The 16,810-nt window shown below is 42.4% G+C and carries 18 protein-coding genes; 10 read left to right on the top strand and 8 right to left on the bottom strand.

The window, feature by feature from the left end:
• Window positions 1-99: 99 nt before the first annotated feature.
• Together MSG37_RS01635 and MSG37_RS01640 are read right to left on the bottom strand one after the other, a co-directional pair.
• Window positions 100-1,212 (bottom strand): PilT/PilU family type 4a pilus ATPase, encoded by a 1,113-nt coding sequence (locus MSG37_RS01635; protein ID WP_248468825.1) that lies wholly within the window; start codon window positions 1,210-1,212, stop codon window positions 100-102.
• Window positions 1,213-1,229: 17 nt separating this feature from the next.
• Window positions 1,230-2,267 (bottom strand): type IV pilus twitching motility protein PilT, encoded by a 1,038-nt coding sequence (locus tag MSG37_RS01640; RefSeq protein ID WP_220781891.1) that lies wholly within the window; start codon window positions 2,265-2,267, stop codon window positions 1,230-1,232.
• Window positions 2,268-2,302: 35 nt separating this feature from the next.
• On the opposite strand from MSG37_RS01640, the gene MSG37_RS01645 reads away from it, so the two are divergent.
• The 8 genes from MSG37_RS01645 (at window position 2,303) to MSG37_RS01680 (ending at window position 9,216) form a co-directional block, all read left to right on the top strand.
• Window positions 2,303-3,004, top strand: a complete 702-nt coding sequence (locus MSG37_RS01645) for a YggS family pyridoxal phosphate-dependent enzyme (RefSeq protein ID WP_248468826.1) — start codon at window positions 2,303-2,305, stop codon at window positions 3,002-3,004.
• Between the two features lie 118 nt (window positions 3,005-3,122).
• A complete protein-coding gene (gene proC / locus MSG37_RS01650; protein ID WP_248468827.1) occupies window positions 3,123-3,941 on the top strand; it encodes a pyrroline-5-carboxylate reductase in 819 nt (272 codons plus the stop codon).
• A 27-nt stretch (window positions 3,942-3,968) separates the two neighbouring features.
• The gene (locus MSG37_RS01655; protein WP_248468828.1) at window positions 3,969-4,517 is read left to right on the top strand and encodes a YggT family protein; all 549 of its coding nucleotides are present in this window, start codon (window positions 3,969-3,971) and stop codon (window positions 4,515-4,517) included.
• On the top strand, window positions 4,517-4,804 hold the full coding sequence (yggU, locus tag MSG37_RS01660) for a DUF167 family protein YggU (protein WP_248468829.1): 288 nt from the start codon (window positions 4,517-4,519) through the stop codon (window positions 4,802-4,804). Before MSG37_RS01655 ends, yggU begins: the two co-directional genes overlap by 1 nt.
• Window positions 4,805-4,887: 83 nt before the next feature.
• A complete protein-coding gene (locus MSG37_RS01665) occupies window positions 4,888-5,322 on the top strand; it encodes a DUF4426 domain-containing protein (RefSeq protein WP_248468830.1) in 435 nt (144 codons plus the stop codon).
• Between the two features lie 124 nt (window positions 5,323-5,446).
• On the top strand, window positions 5,447-6,046 hold the full coding sequence (gene rdgB / locus MSG37_RS01670) for an RdgB/HAM1 family non-canonical purine NTP pyrophosphatase (RefSeq protein WP_248468831.1): 600 nt from the start codon (window positions 5,447-5,449) through the stop codon (window positions 6,044-6,046).
• Window positions 6,046-7,197, top strand: coding sequence for a radical SAM family heme chaperone HemW (hemW, locus tag MSG37_RS01675; protein ID WP_248468832.1), 1,152 nt, complete (start codon window positions 6,046-6,048; stop codon window positions 7,195-7,197). Before rdgB ends, hemW begins: the two co-directional genes overlap by 1 nt.
• Before the next feature lie 165 nt (window positions 7,198-7,362).
• Window positions 7,363-9,216, top strand: a complete 1,854-nt coding sequence (locus tag MSG37_RS01680; protein ID WP_248468833.1) for a DUF885 domain-containing protein — start codon at window positions 7,363-7,365, stop codon at window positions 9,214-9,216.
• A gap of 602 nt (window positions 9,217-9,818) precedes the next feature.
• Here the strand turns inward: MSG37_RS01680 and MSG37_RS01685 are convergent.
• The 5 genes from MSG37_RS01685 to trmB all read right to left on the bottom strand — a co-directional run bounded on the left by MSG37_RS01685 (window position 9,819) and on the right by trmB (window position 14,510).
• Window positions 9,819-10,760, bottom strand: a complete 942-nt coding sequence (locus tag MSG37_RS01685; protein WP_220781900.1) for a LysR family transcriptional regulator — start codon at window positions 10,758-10,760, stop codon at window positions 9,819-9,821.
• 354 nt (window positions 10,761-11,114) lie between these two features.
• Window positions 11,115-11,927, bottom strand: a complete 813-nt coding sequence (locus tag MSG37_RS01690) for a YggN family protein (RefSeq protein ID WP_248468834.1) — start codon at window positions 11,925-11,927, stop codon at window positions 11,115-11,117.
• 578 nt (window positions 11,928-12,505) lie between these two features.
• Window positions 12,506-13,420, bottom strand: a complete 915-nt coding sequence (gene glsB / locus MSG37_RS01695; RefSeq protein ID WP_248468835.1) for a glutaminase B — start codon at window positions 13,418-13,420, stop codon at window positions 12,506-12,508.
• A complete protein-coding gene (locus tag MSG37_RS01700) occupies window positions 13,420-13,746 on the bottom strand; it encodes a YggL family protein (protein ID WP_248468836.1) in 327 nt (108 codons plus the stop codon). The genes glsB and MSG37_RS01700 overlap by 1 nt, the downstream gene beginning before the upstream one ends.
• A gap of 50 nt (window positions 13,747-13,796) precedes the next feature.
• Window positions 13,797-14,510, bottom strand: coding sequence for a tRNA (guanosine(46)-N7)-methyltransferase TrmB (gene trmB / locus MSG37_RS01705; RefSeq protein ID WP_248468837.1), 714 nt, complete (start codon window positions 14,508-14,510; stop codon window positions 13,797-13,799).
• A 249-nt stretch (window positions 14,511-14,759) separates the two neighbouring features.
• Between trmB and mutY the strand changes: the two genes are divergently transcribed.
• On the top strand, window positions 14,760-15,824 hold the full coding sequence (gene mutY, locus MSG37_RS01710) for an A/G-specific adenine glycosylase (RefSeq protein ID WP_248468838.1): 1,065 nt from the start codon (window positions 14,760-14,762) through the stop codon (window positions 15,822-15,824).
• Between the two features lie 2 nt (window positions 15,825-15,826).
• Entirely contained in the window at window positions 15,827-16,105 is a 279-nt protein-coding gene (locus MSG37_RS01715) for an oxidative damage protection protein (RefSeq protein ID WP_248468839.1), read from the top strand.
• An 89-nt stretch (window positions 16,106-16,194) separates the two neighbouring features.
• Here MSG37_RS01715 and MSG37_RS01720 read toward each other — a convergent pair whose 3' ends face one another.
• Window positions 16,195-16,767, bottom strand: a complete 573-nt coding sequence (locus MSG37_RS01720) for a YceI family protein (protein ID WP_248469135.1) — start codon at window positions 16,765-16,767, stop codon at window positions 16,195-16,197.
• Between the last annotated feature and the right edge of the window lie 43 nt (window positions 16,768-16,810).

Below are 16,810 nucleotides of genomic sequence, written 5' to 3' on the forward strand. Positions count from 1 at the left end.
AATATTAACTGCAGATACGTTTAAACTTAAATTAAGATCAATCCAGTTTAAAGCTGGCAATACAAAGTACTGCCAGCGTTATGTCTGCAAGCTTTACGATTAATCTAGATTGAGGGTAACGCCATCCATTGAGCTACTGCTGGTAGGATCTGAACTTTGCAACTTAATCATTAAGCGTAAGTCATTTGGCGAGTCAGCATGGTGCAGCGCATCGGCGTAGCTGATTTCACCATCGGTATATAGCTTTAATAATGCTTGGTCGAAAGTCTGCATACCTTGCTCATTCGACTTGGCCATCGCCTCTTTTAATGAGTGCAGCTCATTCTTAGCAATTAAGCTGGCAACACGTGGAGTATTGATTAATACCTCAATAGCCGCACGTCTGCCGGTGCCATCGCTTTTGGGCACTAATTGCTGCGCCACAATACCGCGTAAGTTCAATGACAAATCAAACAGTAACTGATGATGTTTACTCTCAGGCACTAAATGCATAATACGATCAAGTGCTTGGTTAGCATTGTTCGCGTGTAAAGTTGCCATACATAAGTGGCCAGTCTCGGCAAACGACAGAGCAAATTCCATGGTTTCTTGACTACGGATCTCACCAATTAAGATCACATCAGGTGCCTGACGCAGTGAGCTTTTTAACGCAGCATCAAACGACTCTGTATCAATTCCGACTTCACGCTGAGTGATAATGCTTTGTCTATGGTCATGCACAAATTCAACCGGATCTTCAATGGTAAGAATATGTCCGCGCGCGTGGTTATTACGATAACCAACAAGTGCCGCCAAAGAGGTTGATTTACCGGTGCCGGTACCACCGACCATAATGACCAAGCCACGCTTGCTCATCACCAAGTCTTTAAGAATTGGCGGTAACATTAAGTCATCGACATCTGGGATTTGGGTTTCAATACGGCGCATTACGCAACCTGGCGACTCACGCTGCCAAAACGCACTCACACGAAAACGGCCATAATCTTTCGCCGAAAATGCAAAGTTACATTCCCGTGATTCATGAAACTCTTGTTTTTGTGCATCGGTCATTAACGACTCAACAAAGGCTAACGACTGCGCGGGTGTAAATGGATTTTCACCCAATTGGCGCAATTCACCGTCGATTTTGGCACTGGGCGGAAAGCCTGCTGTAATAAATAAATCAGAGGCTTTACGTTCAATCATTACTTTTAGAAAAGGAGTAACATCCATAGGTTAACTAATCCCTGTTAAAAGTTAGCTTGTTTATTTGAGCTTTTAGCCATCGCATCTTCTCGAGAGATCTGACCGCGATTAACTAAGTTTTGCAAACACTGATCTAGCGTTTGCATGCCATGGGCCATACCCGTTTGAATCGCCGAATACATCTGCGCGACTTTGTCTTCACGAATAAGATTACGAATAGCTGGCGTGCCCATCATAATTTCATGTGCAGCAACACGACCGCCACCCACTTTCTTAATCAAGGTTTGCGAAATAACAGCCTGTAAGGACTCTGATAACATGGTTCTGACCATGCCCTTTTCACCTTCAGGGAATACGTCTACCACACGGTCAATGGTTTTGGCCGCTGAGGTGGTATGCAAGGTACCAAATACCAAGTGACCTGTTTCAGCTGCCGTCATAGCTAAGCGAATGGTTTCCAAGTCACGCATCTCACCGACTAAGATAACATCCGGATCTTCACGCAATGCGCTACGTAGTGCGGCGTTAAAGCTATGGGTATGACGGTGCACTTCACGTTGGTTAATCAAGCACTGTTTATTTTGATGCACAAATTCTATCGGATCTTCAATCGTTAGAATGTGGTCATGGCGGTTTTCATTCACGTAATCAATCATTGCCGCCAAGGTGGTACTTTTACCCGAACCAGTAGGGCCTGTAACTAGCACTAGGCCACGCGGAAAACTGGAGATTTTTTTGAAGATCTCAGGCGCGCCTAACTGCTCCAAACTTAAAATATCACTTGGAATGGTACGAAATACCGCTGCCGCGCCACGAGACTGGTTAAAAGCGTTAACACGAAAACGTGCAAGACCCGGTACTTCAAACGAGAAATCTATCTCTAAATGTTCTTCATAATCTTTGCGCTGCTTATCATTCATGATGTCATAGACTAGGCTATGCACTCCTTGATGATCTAAAGCTGGTAGGTTTATCTTCCTCACTTCACCATCAACACGGATCATGGGAGAAACACCCGCAGAAAGGTGTAGATCTGACGCATTGTGTTTTACACTAAAGGCTAGTAACTCTGTGATTTCCATAGTTTGGGATATCCATTCAACCAAAAACTTACAAGATGACAACAATAACAGACAGACTCGCAATCGCCCAGCATCGAATCACCCAAGCGGCGCAAAATGCCTCACGTCGGCCAGAAGATGTACAACTTTTAGCGGTTAGCAAAACTAAGCCGAATGAATACATAATAGAAGCTTATCAAGCAGGTCAACGCCGCTTCGGTGAAAATTATGTTCAAGAGGGTGAAACTAAGATCAATTCGCTAAGCCAAGCGTTCCCAGATATTGAATGGCACTTTATCGGCCCATTGCAATCGAACAAAACCAAAGTGGTCGCTAGCCTGTTTGATTGGATGCATACGGTTGATAGAGAGAAAATTGCCCAGCGTTTAAATGATCAACGTCCTGACGATATGCCAGCGCTCAATATCTGTATTCAAGTTAATATCAGCCTAGAAGAGAGTAAGTCAGGCGCGTTAGCGGCAGACGTACTCGGACTGGCAGATAAAATAGCGTTACTGCCAAACATTAAACTACGCGGCTTAATGGCTATTCCATCTGCCGATGTTGATGAGCAAACAGCCAGTGCTGAACTTGCAGCTCTTCAGGCACTATTTAACCAGCTTGCAGAGCGTCATAGCTGTGTAGATACCTTATCTGTAGGTATGAGCAACGATTTAGAGCTAGCTGTTAATCACGGCTCTACTATGGTGCGCATAGGTAGCGCGATTTTTGGTGAGCGAGATTACAGTAAGACTTAATGGAAATTTAAGCAATTCATGCTAATACCAAGCATTGTTGCACCTTGTAATTAGCGCGCTTCGCCCAAACATTAATAGCTAAAGTAGCCAAATACTAACTAAAACAAACGAGATCTTCATGACACAACAAAAAGTATGCTTTATCGGCGCAGGGAATATGACCCGTAGTATCGTAAGCGGCCTGGTAAAAAGTGGTTATAACCCAGCGCTTATTGAAGCCACAAACCCAAGCCAACCTAAGCTTGACGCTATGGTTAGCGATTTTGGCATTAATGTGTCAAACAACAATGTCACTGCTGCGCAAAATGCCGATGTTATCGTACTCGGTGTTAAACCCCACTTTATGGAAGTTGTTGGTGAAGAACTTAGCGGTTTAGATTTATCAAACAAACTGATTATTACCATTGCAGCGGGTGTTACCGCCAAACGCTACAGCGATTATTTTAAGCAAGAGATCAAACTAATACGCACAATGCCTAATACTCCAACGCAAATAGGTGTAGGCTTAACAGGGCTTTATGCGGGTGATGATATTTCAACAGAGCAAAAAGCCATTTGCGAAACCTTAATGGCAACCGGCGGCGAAGTTGTTTGGGTCGACACTGAAGATGATTTAAACCAAGTGATAGCACTAGCGGGTAGCTCACCGGCTTATTTCTTCCTGTTTTTAGAATCTATGGTAGAAAGTGCGGTCAAAGGTGGGATGCCTGAAACTGCAGCCCGTGAAATGGCGCAGCAAGCAGCGCTTGGTGCCGCTTTAATGGCTAAGCAAAATCCAGAGCTAAGCCTAGCTCAACTTAGAACGAACGTAACCTCAAAAGGCGGAACAACAGCACAAGCGGTTGAAACCTTTGAGAAAGGCAATTTACGCACCTTGGTCGATAGCGCTATGAGCAACTGTATCGCCCGTGCACAAGAAATGGCAAAGCAATACTAATTTAACTTGAACAAGTAGAGTAAACAGATGAATGCATTTAGTTTTCTGGTAAGTACGGTATTCGATTTATACCTTATGGTCGTGGTGTTACGCATTTGGCTACAGCTAGCTAGAGCAGATTTTTATAATCCATTTAGCCAATTTATTGTAAAAGCGACTCACCCTATTGTTGGCCCAATGCGCCGCATAATTCCATCATTTGGTAGCTTTGATACGGCATCGTTTGTATTGGCTATAACCGTTGTTGTGCTTAAGTTTGTTATTTTAAGCTTGATGGCTGGCGCCGCGATTAACGTACCAACGTTATTGCTTATCTCACTCGTATCAGTGATTAAAGAAGCGGGTGTATTGCTATTCTGGATGCTGATTTTACGCGCGATTTTAAGCTGGGTTAGTCAAGGAAGTAATCCAATTGAAATGGTAATGGGCCAATTAACTGAACCACTACTTGCACCGATCCGCCGCATTCTACCGCCAATGGGTGGCTTGGATTTATCACTACTGGTAATGATGATTATCCTAAACTTCCTAAACATTTTGCTAGCGCAATACGTGCCTTTCTGGGCTAGCGTGTAGTGGCTCCAGCACTTATGCAGCAGGGTAACCTGCTGCTACAACTCTATATACAGCCTAAAGCGAGTCGCGATCAAATAGTCGGCTTACATGGCGAAGAAATCAAAATTGCTATTACCGCACCGCCAGTTGATGGTAAAGCCAATGCCCATTTAACTAAATATTTGTCTAAGGCGTTTAAAGTACCTAAAGGCGATATTGAGATCCTTAAAGGTCAAATGGGTCGCCATAAGCAAGTAAAAATTGTGGCACCAAAACTCATTCCGGATGCAATACAACACCTTTTGTAACCTTAGAGTTATCATTTGGATAAGGCATTAGTGGTTACAAAGCTCTATACTGTTAACAAGATATCTCCCTAAGGAAAGCCAATATGATCCGCTCACTAACCACTATGCTTGTGCTGTTTTTTTGCCTAAGCAGTAATGCGTTTGCCGAACAGAAACAAAAAGTGGGTAACTTCGATATCCATTACGTTGCCCTTAGCAGTACCTTTTTAACCCCAAGTATCGCTAAGTCATATGGCATTAAGCGCAGTAGCTACACTGGCATTATTAATATTGCCGTACTTGATACTAGCGTTGACGGCAATCCGGCAGTGCCTGTTGAATTATCTGGTGTTGCTAACAACTTACTCGACGCCAGAATAGACCTGAAATTTAGAGAGATCCGAGAAGGTGACTCTATTTACTACATTGCTGAAGTGCCTTACCGTGATGACCAAGAAATAAACTTTAAGATTGCGGTCAAGTACGATAAAAAGCTCAATACTATATTAACCTTCAAGCAAAAGTTTTACGTCGAATAATCGCGATTACACTAAAAATCAGGGGCCTAGAGCCCCTGTTTTTTATTGCCTTGTCTACTATCGAAATTGGCCTATCTCAGCTATTATTGCCGCCATTATTTTACGTCTCATCTAAAGGCTTCTCATGAATCAAATCGTCTTAGCTAGCGGTAACAAAGGTAAACTCAAAGAATTTTCTGAATTGATGGCTGGTTTCGGCGTCGAGATCTTAGCTCAGAGCGAATTTAATGTTGTAGAAGTTCCTGAAACAGGCACAACATTTGTTGAGAATGCCATCATCAAGGCAAGACACGCTGCAGAAGTAACAGGCCACGCTGCAATTGCAGATGACTCAGGACTTGAAGTTGACTTTTTACAAGGTGCGCCGGGCATTTACTCTGCACGTTACGCTGGTGAAGGCGCTAAAGATGAGCAAAACTACACTAAATTGCTGACGGCGCTTGAAGGTCAAACTGAACGTAATGCTCGTTTTCAGTGTGTACTGGTTTACATGCGTCATGCTAAAGATCCAACACCAATCATTTGCCAAGCATCATGGGAAGGCACTATAGGTTTTGCTCCACAAGGCGATAATGGCCACGGCTACGATCCTATCTTTATCCCTGCTGAGCATGAATGCGCAGCAGCAGAGCTGAGCTCTGATGAAAAGAACAAACTCAGTCATCGCGGTAAAGCACTCGTGTTACTGATTGATGCTATGAAGCAACAAGGTATTTTTAAATAATGTTAACCCTGCCACCGTTAAGCCTTTATATACATATTCCTTGGTGCGTACAAAAGTGCCCCTATTGCGACTTTAATTCCCATGGTCAGCATGGAGAGTTACCGCAAACTGAATATGTTGATGCACTGATTAACGATCTCAAACATGATCTACATTATGTGCAAGGCCGCAAGCTACACACAATCTTTATCGGTGGCGGCACGCCCTCTTTGTTCGATGCTAAGCAAATTGGGCGCTTACTCACTGAAGTCGATGCGCTCATTCCATTTAGCGATAACATTGAAATCACGATGGAAGCCAACCCTGGCACATTAGAACATGATGATTTTGCAGCCTATTGCCAAGCAGGTGTAACCCGCCTATCAATTGGCGTGCAGAGCTTTTCAACTGACAAGCTAAATCTGCTTGGACGTATTCACGACAAATGTGAAGCACAAGTCGCAGCGCAAAAAGCAAAGGTATCGGGTTATCAGAGCTTTAACTTAGACTTAATGCACGGCTTACCAAACCAGAGTTTTGATGAAGCACTGGCTGATATTGAAACTGCAGCAGAACTAGCGCCGCCACATCTGTCTTGGTATCAGCTGACCATTGAGCCAAATACCCTGTTCCACTCTAAGCCGCCTCAGTTACCTGATGATGAGAACTTATGGCAGATCTACGAGCAAGGTCAAAAGCGTTTAGCTGAGCTTGGCTACCAGCAATACGAGATCTCCGCTTACGCCAAAGAAGGCTATCAATGCCGTCATAATCTTAACTATTGGCAGTTTGGTGATTATCTGGGTATAGGTTGTGGCGCTCATGGCAAAATAACTCAGATTAACCACAATAATATTAACGACAGTAAAATTGTTCGCACCGTCAAGATCAAGCACCCTAAAGGCTACTTAACTGCTGATGATTACTGTTATGAAACTACAGAAGTTGAACAAGAAGATAGACCTTTAGAATATCTGATGAATCGCCTGCGCTTAATGAGCCCAATTCCAAAGCTTGAGTTTGAGCAACGTACTGGACTGAGCCGTGACACCATCAGCGAAGGAATTAAGCAAGCTTGCGTAAAAGGCTTAATGACTGAGTCTGATGAGCATTGGCAACTCACTAGCAAAGGTCACCTATTCGTCAATGAGCTACTGTCACAGTTTCTATAATGTGGGTTAAATCATACCAATGCGTTATTAGTACAATAAACATTTGAATTAATTAGCTAATTATTTATTCACACCTCTTAAATACACATTTAGTAACACTTAGATCAAAAAATTAACTGACGGCTTCTTTAGGATAACAATCATAATTCTAAGGAAGCCTAAAAAATGTCTATAAAAACAAATATTAGCTTTATTACCCTCTCGCTCTCAATGGCGCTTAGCGCAACAGCCATTGCCGCCCCGACTTCTATTGCCCAATTAAGCCCAAGTGAGAGTGTTGCTCACAAGGCACAAAGTGAATCAGAAAAAGCCAATGCCCTATTTGAAAGCATTTTCATGGAAAATGTGATGGCTAGTCCTATTTCACAAACTCATTTAGGGATCAAAACCGACTACGACAAGTGGGATGAGATGAGCGATGCAGCCACCGATGCTGCACTCGCACGTGACAAGAAACACCTTGCGCAATTAAAGCAAATAAACACTAGCAAGTTAGATAGACAAACTCTGCTTAGCTATCAGCTATTAACCCAAAAGCTAGAACAAAGCATCAAAGATGATAAATGGCGTTACCATAACTACCCGGTTAATCAGATGTATGGCGGCCACTCGCAAATCGCATCGTTTCTAATCAACCAGCATCAAATTGGTAGCGTAGCAGATGCAAAGGCCTATATCAGTCGCTTACAAGGTGTGCCTAAGCGTCTAGCTCAGTTACAAACCGCACTGGAGATCCGCGAAGATAAAGGTATTATCGCGCCTAAGTTTGTATTTCCTTATGTGATTAACGACAGCAAAAACATTATTAATGGCGCGCCATTTAACACCAGCTCAAACAGTGACGACAGCGCTCTTTGGAGCGACTTTAAACGTAAAGTATCTAAACTTGAAATAAGCGATAGTGACAAAGAAAGCTTACTTCGAGAAGCCAAAACTGCATTAATTAACGATGTAAAACCAGCATACGACAAGTTAATTGCCTATATGACTAAGCTGGAAACTAAGGCTGATACCCGCGACGGTGCATGGAAGTTTCCTCAAGGTGATACCTTCTACAACAATGCACTCGCACGCACCACAACAACTGATATGACAGCAACTGAAATTCATGAACTTGGATTATCAGAAGTTGCTCGTATTCAAAGTGAAATGCGCGCAATTATGCAAAAGGTTAACTTTAAAGGCTCTTTAAACGAGTTCTTTAAATTTATGCGTGAGGATGAGCAATTCTACTACTCCAACACAGCTGAAGGACGCCAAGCCTATTTAAGCGAAGCGACAGCGCTTATTGATACTATGAGTGGCAGACTCGATGAAGTATTTAAAATCAAACCTAAAGCGCCAATGATTGTTAAACAGGTTGAAGCCTTTAGAGAAAAATCTGCAGGTAAGGCCTTTTATAGCAATCCATCACCAGATGGCAGCCGACCAGGTACTTACTACGCTAACCTATACGATATGAAAGCCATGCCTAAATACCAAATGGAAGCACTGGCTTACCATGAAGGTACGCCAGGTCACCATATGCAAATCGCTATTGCTCAAGAACTTGAAGGTGTACCAAAGTTCCGTAAGTTTGGCGGTTATACAGCTTACATTGAAGGCTGGGGTCTCTATAGTGAATATTTCCCGAAAGAGATGGGAATGTATTCAGATCCCTACTCAGACTTCGGTCGTCTAGCTATGGAACTATGGCGTGCATGTCGTTTAGTGGTTGATACCGGTATTCACGCTAAAAAGTGGACCCGTGAAGAATCAATTGAATACTACGTATCAAACACGCCAAATGCTAAATCTGATGCGGTTAAAATGGTAGAACGTCATATCGTTATGCCATCACAAGCAACTGCCTACAAAGTGGGAATGATTAAGCTACTAGCGCTAAGAGACAAAGCGCAACAAGCCCTTGGTGATAAGTTTGATATTCGCGATTTCCATACTATTGTACTGAAAAATGGCCCAGTACCACTTGATGTACTAGAAAGTGAAATTGACCTTTGGATTAAGCAAAGCAGCTAAAGCCTAGCGTTTACCAATCAGTATGAAGCCTCGTTAACCACAAGTTAGCGAGGCTTTTTATTTTTGACTACAGAGCTACATGTTAGCGACTAAGAAATGAATACTTGTGCAGAGAGGCCTAAAACGAAGAAGAGTGGCAAGAAGTGGCAAACAACGATTAGCAATCGTGCTGGTAAATTGTTTTAGATACAAAACAAACTAGCAGATTATCTTTAGTAACCCCCAGAAAGAAAAATACCCCGGTTAAAGCCGGGGTAAAACCAAAATTAGGATGATGGTTTTAAGGCCGACATTGTTTTAGTTCGTAAAGCTCTGTCAGCATTGAATCAAAACTGCTTATAGCGGCTCTGTAAACACAATAGAGAGGGGTCATTCTCGATTACAGTTTAGGACTCAGAGCTTTTGAATCAACTGCGAGCAATTGTATTAAATTGAGAACAAAGTGCAAATAAAATGATTTACACTTGTTTAGCTAAGGCTTAATTTCACCTTAACTAAACAAGTATTTTATAGAGGTAACCAACTGAATTATATACTTATAAGTCTTTTCTACTTTAGTATGGATTTACATTGTCCTTACTATGAAACAATGTTTCCCCATTTTACTTACGTTTTGCATACAACTCTTTTAATGGCGTGTCCCAATATGGCGGTGTGCCGATATGATCTTTTATGAAATCAATGAAGGCACTGACCTTTGGCGCAAGATGTTTACGTCTTGGATATACTGCCTGTAAAGGCAAGTGATGAGTTAATTGCCAATCTTCTAGTATAGGTACTAATGTGCCCTTTTCTAACTCATCTTCAAGCAAGTAACTTGCAAGATATACAACACCTAAACCACTTACAGCAGCAGATTTTAGCGCGGGGGCGTTATCGACTCTGAAATTACCTGTTACGCCAATTTCACAATAATCATCACCTTGCTTAAATTGCCAAATGCTGTGCTCGTGCCACTCACCTTGGTAAACCAAACAGTTATGATCAACCAACTGCTCAGGACGATTCGGTACACCGTGTTTTTCAACATAAGATGGTGAAGCAGCAAGCAGGAACTGACACTTCATTAATGGTCTTGCAACCATGCCAAGTGGTAGCTGCTCTGACATAGTCAGCAATAGATCTAAGCCTTCGCTTACTACATCGACTTTATGGTCAAGTAGGCTAACTTGTAATTCAAGCTCTGGATGCTTTGCCATAAATTCAGGCAATGCAGGAATGATATGCATAGTACCGAAAGACTGAGAAATACCGACTTTCAATACACCACGTGTTGCATCATTAAGATTATGAACGCTGGCAACAGCTTGATCTGCATCTCTTAATAACTCTTCACCTTGGGCATAAAGTAACTGACCCGCTTCAGTTAAGCTTAAACTACGGGTTGTACGTTGGATCAATTGAACACCAAGTTTATGCTCTAAGTCTGCTACTTGGGTACTGACTTTAGACTTTGATATGCCTAACTTTCTCGCCGCAGAGCTAAAACTGCCCGCTCGAGCCACATGGGTGAAAATCGCGATTGGTTCTAAAAGTTCTAACATGTAAATCGCCTTAAGGTGTTTACGACAGTAATAGTACTTCCATCGCTAAGACATGCTGTTTTCATTATAAAAACAATATCTTAAGTGAATATATGTACGCTAGAGTAGGGTTTTTATTATGTAACCATTTAATGGTTTTGCTTTTATTATTAGAAGTATACCAAAAATTCCTCATAACTCATCAAATATGTCATGTGAAGTAATGGTAATCACGTAGGATTAGAACAATTTAGATGATAAATAACAGAAAAGCCCCTGCACAAAGGGTGGATGCAGGGGATGTTGCAAGACAGTCAAAGGCAACAGTCAATACCTATAGGTATCGGTCCAGAGAGGTCAATATGAGCAAATTACTTATTCAAGTAGTTTGCTGTTAGTTTCAACTAGGGGATAATTCGCTAACTCAGGGATCTCTTTACGTAGCTGACTTTCTAATACCACTAAAGATTTAAAGTTGTCGCACAGAACCTCGCCACGAGCTTCAAGATCATTGGCTTGTTGTTCGATTTGCATTTCAATCTCTTCACCGACGGAGTCCATTTTTGTAGAAAAAGACTCCATCTTTTGTTCAAAACTGTCACCGTCGCCCGACATCATTTGCGCGCCCAATGACATCATCATGCTACCGAGTGAGTTCTGCACAAGTTCTTCCATCTCTTTTTCAAACTCTTCGCCAAATGCATCTTCAAGAGATGATTCTGTAGCGCCAAGATAGAAAGTATCACCATGCTGATAAGCAACCTTTTCAATTCGCTCTTCAAGACCCGCTAACATTTCATCAATTTGTGCCCCAGCGCTATCACCTAGCAGTGGCGTTAATGCAAGACTAACCGCAGTAGAGGCGATAGAAACCGCATCATTTACTAAAGTGATGACTTCTGGTACTTGGGCTGAAACACTTTCAGAGTATTGGCTGACTAGCGCTTGTTGCTGACTATTCAAGCTGACTTGTTGACCGTTAACAAATAGCTTATCCATTTCGATGCGATACTTCTCATCGCCGACTTCACTAACAATCAGCTTTTTAGGCTCTACAGTTACATCGTAATTTAATGAAACTTCGCATTCATTTGAGTCATAGTGAGTATCGTGGGCTGCAACAGTTTGTAAACCTGTGGCAGAAAATAGTACCGCGGAGATCCCTACAGAGGTAAGTAACTTTTTCATCGCATCAATCCTTTATCGCTTTATATAATTTTTAATCTTGAACAAGATAAAGCACAAGCCATGCCAAATATTACAACGTGTTGTTTATATGTGGTTTTACTTATTTATTGAGGAATATTTCTATTTTGGAGGTCTTAAGGAGAATGTAATATTTAGCCAATTAACCTAACAATTAGCCAAATATTACATTTGTCGAGCTGAGTACTAATACCAATCAGTATAAACATTTAGTCACTCAGCGAGAGTTTAGCGATTTTGAGGCAAGGTCATTAAGTGCTCCTTGCTTTAATGACATTCACCACATCCATGTGGTTTGCAACGAGTGAAGAACATAGTTGAACTAGGTTCGAGCTCCCTCTTGTTGATTAAGAGCCACTGCATCAGAATCGCTAAAACTCGCCATTCTGGAACGTTTTTGGCTGCCTACTTCTGCGTTGAATAGCTTTATAAGGGAATAACCATTATTGCAGCTATTCGTCTTGAATTAGTTTGCCAAAAATCGTTCTGAGCTGATCAAATTCTTATACTGATTGGTATAATTTGCAGAAGCAACAGATAAACAAGCTAACAGGGTATGATTAAAATATTGAGCGACCTAAAGTTTGGCTTAAAGCCTCAAGCACGGCAGTGCCTGCTAATGAGTTGCCATTTGCATCAAGCTCTGGCGACCATACACAAACAGACATGTCACCCGGGATAACCGCAATAATGCCACCGCCAACGCCACTTTTACCCGGCATGCCAACTCGATAAGCAAACTCGCCCGCACCGTCGTACAAACCAGAAGTAGCGAGCAGCGCGTTAAGTTGCCTGTTTTGCACTGGGCTAATTAACTGCTTACCGGCAAGACTTTTGCCTGAATTAGCGAGGTAAAACATTGCTCGAGAAAGATCTGCGCAGCTCATACGCAAAGAGCAGTAATGAAAATAACTATGCAGAACAGTATCGACATCGTTATTAAAGTTGCCGAACGACTTCATCAAATAGGCAATCGCAGCATTACGTGCACTGTGCTGATACTCTGATGCAGCCACAACTTTGTCGTAACCTACCCGATGGTTTTCGCTTAAGCCTCGGACAATCTCAAGCATTCTGTGCTTAGGAGCGCCCAGTCGACTTTGGAGTAGGTCGGCAATAATTAATGCACCAGCATTAATAAACGGGTTACGCGGTACGCCTTTTTCTAGCTCAACCTGTACTAAGGAGTTAAAAGAGTGCCCTGATGGTTCTTTACCAACCCGAGACCAAATTTCATCTTCTTCATACAGCATTAGCGCTAAAGTTAGGCTAAATACCTTAGATATACTCTGAATTGAAAAGGGCTCGAGATAATCTCCAGCCCCTATGGTGACACCATCAGATGTTGTCACCGCAATACCTAGCTTATTAGCATCGACTTGGGCAAGAGCTGGAATATAGTCAGCTACTTTGCCCTGTCCTAGAAGAGGTCGAACTTTGTCGATGATCTCTTCAAGTAATGCCAATTCAGGCATTAGCCCCACCAAATATCGTAAAGCTCACCAACTTCAAGATCTGACACTGGCTGTGCGTCGAAGAAAGCTTTAACCGCAGCGCGGTTTTCTTCAGTACATTTACCAATACCTTGAGTTGCAATAATACCTTCCCACTCTTTGTGACCACCACCGTGGTAACCAAGATCAGCAGGCTCAATCACTTCATCAATAAACTTATCAACGATTGCATCAATTTGCTCTTCAGTTACTGAATCATTGAAAGTCCAGTTAACATCAAATCCAAACTCTTGGAACTCATCTACGCGTAATTTCTTACGTAAGCGACGGCTACGATTTGCTGCCATGGTTGTTCTCCTAGGTAACTTATTTTTAAAGTATATGTTTTGCTGAGTGCTTAAACGCGCTCAAACATAAGATCCCAAACACCATGACCTAAACGGTGGCCACGCGCTTCGAATTTTGTCAACGGACGATGATCTGGACGCTCAACTACATCGCCTGTTGCAGATTGGTTTTTATAACCAGGTGCAGCAGTCATCACTTCAAGCATATGCTCGCTGTAGTTTTCCCAATCTGTTGCAAGATGGAATACACCGCCAACTTTAAGCTTGCTGCGGATAAGTTCAGCAAACGGTGCTTGCACGATACGGCGCTTATGATGACGCTTCTTGTGCCAAGGATCTGGGAAGAATAGTTGTACACGTGACAAGCTACCTTCTGCAATGCTGTTTTCTAGCACTTCAATGGCATCATGGTGGTAAACACGTAGGTTAGTCACGCCAGCTTCAGCGGCTTCAGCTAAACACGCACCAACACCAGGTTTGTGTACTTCAATACCAATGAAGTTTAGCTCTGGAGAGGCTTTTGCCATTTCAACTAATGACGCGCCCATACCAAAACCAATTTCTAAAACGGTATCAGCTTCACGGCCAAATACTTCAACTAAGTCGATAGCTTCTGGAGTGTAATCAAGACCCATGATTGGCCATTGTTGCTCCATTGCTTGAGCTTGGCCTTTAGTCAGGCGGCCCTCACGCAATACAAAGCTTCTGACTTTACGAAGGTATTTACCTTCTTCATTGAATTCAGCGGTTGTTACGTCGCTCATTTTGCCCTCGCTTAAGGCTGCGCTAGCATTAGACAGCTATTATTTAAAAAAGAAAGGCATTATCCAAAGTTAAACCTTCAGTGCAAGCCTTATTGTGGCAAAATTATACCAAGAATCTCAGTTTGTGCGAGTAGTGCATTTGCTTTGCCATAAATTAGCTGCTTTTAAAGCTCATCACTATCGACTTTCTCATAGATAAAGCCGCTTTCTCGCCTTGTTTAAGCGCTTGCCTAACGGTACACTGCGCCGATGAAAACTACTGCTACTTTTTCGACTCGCATTATCCAATGGTACGACAACTTCGGTCGTAAACAACTTCCATGGCAACAGGCTAAAACCCCATATAAAGTATGGATTTCTGAAATCATGCTGCAGCAAACTCAAGTTGCAACTGTTATCCCTTACTTTGAAAAGTTTATTGCCCGCTTTCCTGATATTGAAACCTTAGCTAAAGCAGACCAAGATGAAGTTCTGCATCATTGGACTGGCCTTGGTTACTATGCCCGTGCGCGTAATCTGCATAAAGCCGCACAAATTATGCAGGACAGGTTCGATAGTGAGTTTCCAACTGACTTTGATGATGTATTAGCACTACCGGGTATTGGCCGCTCAACTGCGGGCGCAGTGCTGTCTCTTTCTCTTGGACTCAACTTCCCCATTCTTGATGGCAATGTAAAACGAGTACTTGCTCGTCACGGTGCTATTGATGGATGGCCGGGAAAAAAGCCGGTAGAGCAGCAGCTTTGGCAGTTGACCGAAAGCTTAACCCCAGTCAAAGACATTCAAAAATACAACCAAGCAATGATGGATATTGGTGCAACAGTTTGCACCCGTTCAAAACCCAACTGCGCTGCTTGCCCGGTTGCTATCGACTGTAAGGCGCAACTTAGTGGTCGCCAAACTGATTATCCCGGCAAAAAACCTAAAAAAGCGATCCCAGAAAAGTCAGCTTGGTTACTCGTTATAGAGCAAGAGCAACAAGTTCATTTAGAAAAACGCCCACCAGCAGGAATTTGGGGCGGTCTATGGTGTTTTCCGCAGTTTGATAACAGAAAAGAACTTGATGCTTATATAGTAGATAAACAACTAAAGGTTAATTCACAGCAAGAACTGTTAGGCTTTAGACACACATTTAGCCATTTTCACCTTGATATTCAGCCGGTACTGGTACGAGTTAGTGAATTTAGCGATAACCAGATCATGGAACAAGCCGCGACTGTCTGGTATAACTTACCCCATCCACCTAAAGTTGGTTTAGCCGCAGCAACAGAGCGAGTGTTAGCCGACTTAGGTTCAGTATTAAATAAGGAGTAATCATGGCTCGCACAGTAAATTGCGTGTATTTGAACAAAGAGGCTGAAGGCCTTGGTTTCCAGCTTTACCCAGGTGAGTTAGGTAAGCGTATTTTTGACAATGTGAGTAAAGAAGCTTGGGCGCTATGGCAATCAAAGCAAACCATGCTTATCAACGAAAAGAAATTGAACATGATGAACGTTGATGACCGTAAGTTTCTTGAAGAGCAGATGGTCAACTTCCTATTTGAAGGTAAAGACGTTGAAATTGAAGGCTACGTGCCGCAAAAAGACGACGAGTAATTAGTCGATTAGTTTTAACCTAAGTACTAATTGAAAATGCCGCTTACGAAACAAGCGGCATTTTTGTATCTATAATTTCGCTATATTCGCTATAAACGGATCCCTTCAACCACAAGATCTAAAATAACATTGGCCGATGCAGGGCCTAAATCGACTTTTACATCATAATCCTTTAACGCAAATTCAGTGCTGCCAACAAAACCTGAGCGATAACCGCCCCAGGGATCTTGTCCCTCTCCGATCATTTGCGCATCAATGGCTAGCGGTTTGGTCACCCCATTAAAGGTAAACTCACCATTAATAACAAAATTTCCGTCACCTTTATCTATCGCTGAAGTCGACACAAAGCTAGCCTTAGGGAATTTTCCAGTATTTAAAAAGTCACTACTGCGTAAATGCTTATCTCTCTCGGCATGATTTGAGTCTACACTCGCGGTATCAATAGTTACGTTAACTTTAGCGTCTGCAATCTTGTCAGCGTCAAAGCTAAACTCACCTTCAAATTGATTGAATCGCCCGACAACAAAGCTATAGCCCAAATGACTAACTTTAAATTCAATTGATGCGTGGGCACCTTCTGTATCTATTTTATAGTCTGCAGCTTGCACTAAATTAGTCATACTCAGAGAAGTGGTAAGTGAAGCAGCTAATGCAACAGCCATAAATTTTGTGTTCATGTTCTATCCTTTGTTGATGATTTCATTT

It is taken from the genome of Shewanella sp. 1CM18E, from assembly GCF_023161665.1.
Taxonomy (GTDB): Bacteria; Pseudomonadota; Gammaproteobacteria; order Enterobacterales; family Shewanellaceae; genus Shewanella.

Coding starts and splice junctions, on each gene's coding strand:
- MSG37_RS01635 (WP_248468825.1), bottom strand. CDS start 1,212: ATGGATGTTACTCCTTTTCTAAAAGTAATGATTGAACGTAAAGCCTCT.
- MSG37_RS01640 (WP_220781891.1), bottom strand. CDS start 2,267: ATGGAAATCACAGAGTTACTAGCCTTTAGTGTAAAACACAATGCGTCA.
- MSG37_RS01645 (WP_248468826.1), top strand. CDS start 2,303: ATGACAACAATAACAGACAGACTCGCAATCGCCCAGCATCGAATCACC.
- proC (WP_248468827.1), top strand. CDS start 3,123: ATGACACAACAAAAAGTATGCTTTATCGGCGCAGGGAATATGACCCGT.
- MSG37_RS01655 (WP_248468828.1), top strand. CDS start 3,969: ATGAATGCATTTAGTTTTCTGGTAAGTACGGTATTCGATTTATACCTT.
- MSG37_RS01665 (WP_248468830.1), top strand. CDS start 4,888: ATGATCCGCTCACTAACCACTATGCTTGTGCTGTTTTTTTGCCTAAGC.
- rdgB (WP_248468831.1), top strand. CDS start 5,447: ATGAATCAAATCGTCTTAGCTAGCGGTAACAAAGGTAAACTCAAAGAA.
- hemW (WP_248468832.1), top strand. CDS start 6,046: ATGTTAACCCTGCCACCGTTAAGCCTTTATATACATATTCCTTGGTGC.
- MSG37_RS01680 (WP_248468833.1), top strand. CDS start 7,363: ATGTCTATAAAAACAAATATTAGCTTTATTACCCTCTCGCTCTCAATG.
- MSG37_RS01685 (WP_220781900.1), bottom strand. CDS start 10,760: ATGTTAGAACTTTTAGAACCAATCGCGATTTTCACCCATGTGGCTCGA.
- MSG37_RS01690 (WP_248468834.1), bottom strand. CDS start 11,927: ATGAAAAAGTTACTTACCTCTGTAGGGATCTCCGCGGTACTATTTTCT.
- glsB (WP_248468835.1), bottom strand. CDS start 13,420: ATGCCTGAATTGGCATTACTTGAAGAGATCATCGACAAAGTTCGACCT.
- MSG37_RS01700 (WP_248468836.1), bottom strand. CDS start 13,746: ATGGCAGCAAATCGTAGCCGTCGCTTACGTAAGAAATTACGCGTAGAT.
- trmB (WP_248468837.1), bottom strand. CDS start 14,510: ATGAGCGACGTAACAACCGCTGAATTCAATGAAGAAGGTAAATACCTT.
- mutY (WP_248468838.1), top strand. CDS start 14,760: ATGAAAACTACTGCTACTTTTTCGACTCGCATTATCCAATGGTACGAC.
- MSG37_RS01715 (WP_248468839.1), top strand. CDS start 15,827: ATGGCTCGCACAGTAAATTGCGTGTATTTGAACAAAGAGGCTGAAGGC.
- MSG37_RS01720 (WP_248469135.1), bottom strand. CDS start 16,767: ATGGCTGTTGCATTAGCTGCTTCACTTACCACTTCTCTGAGTATGACT.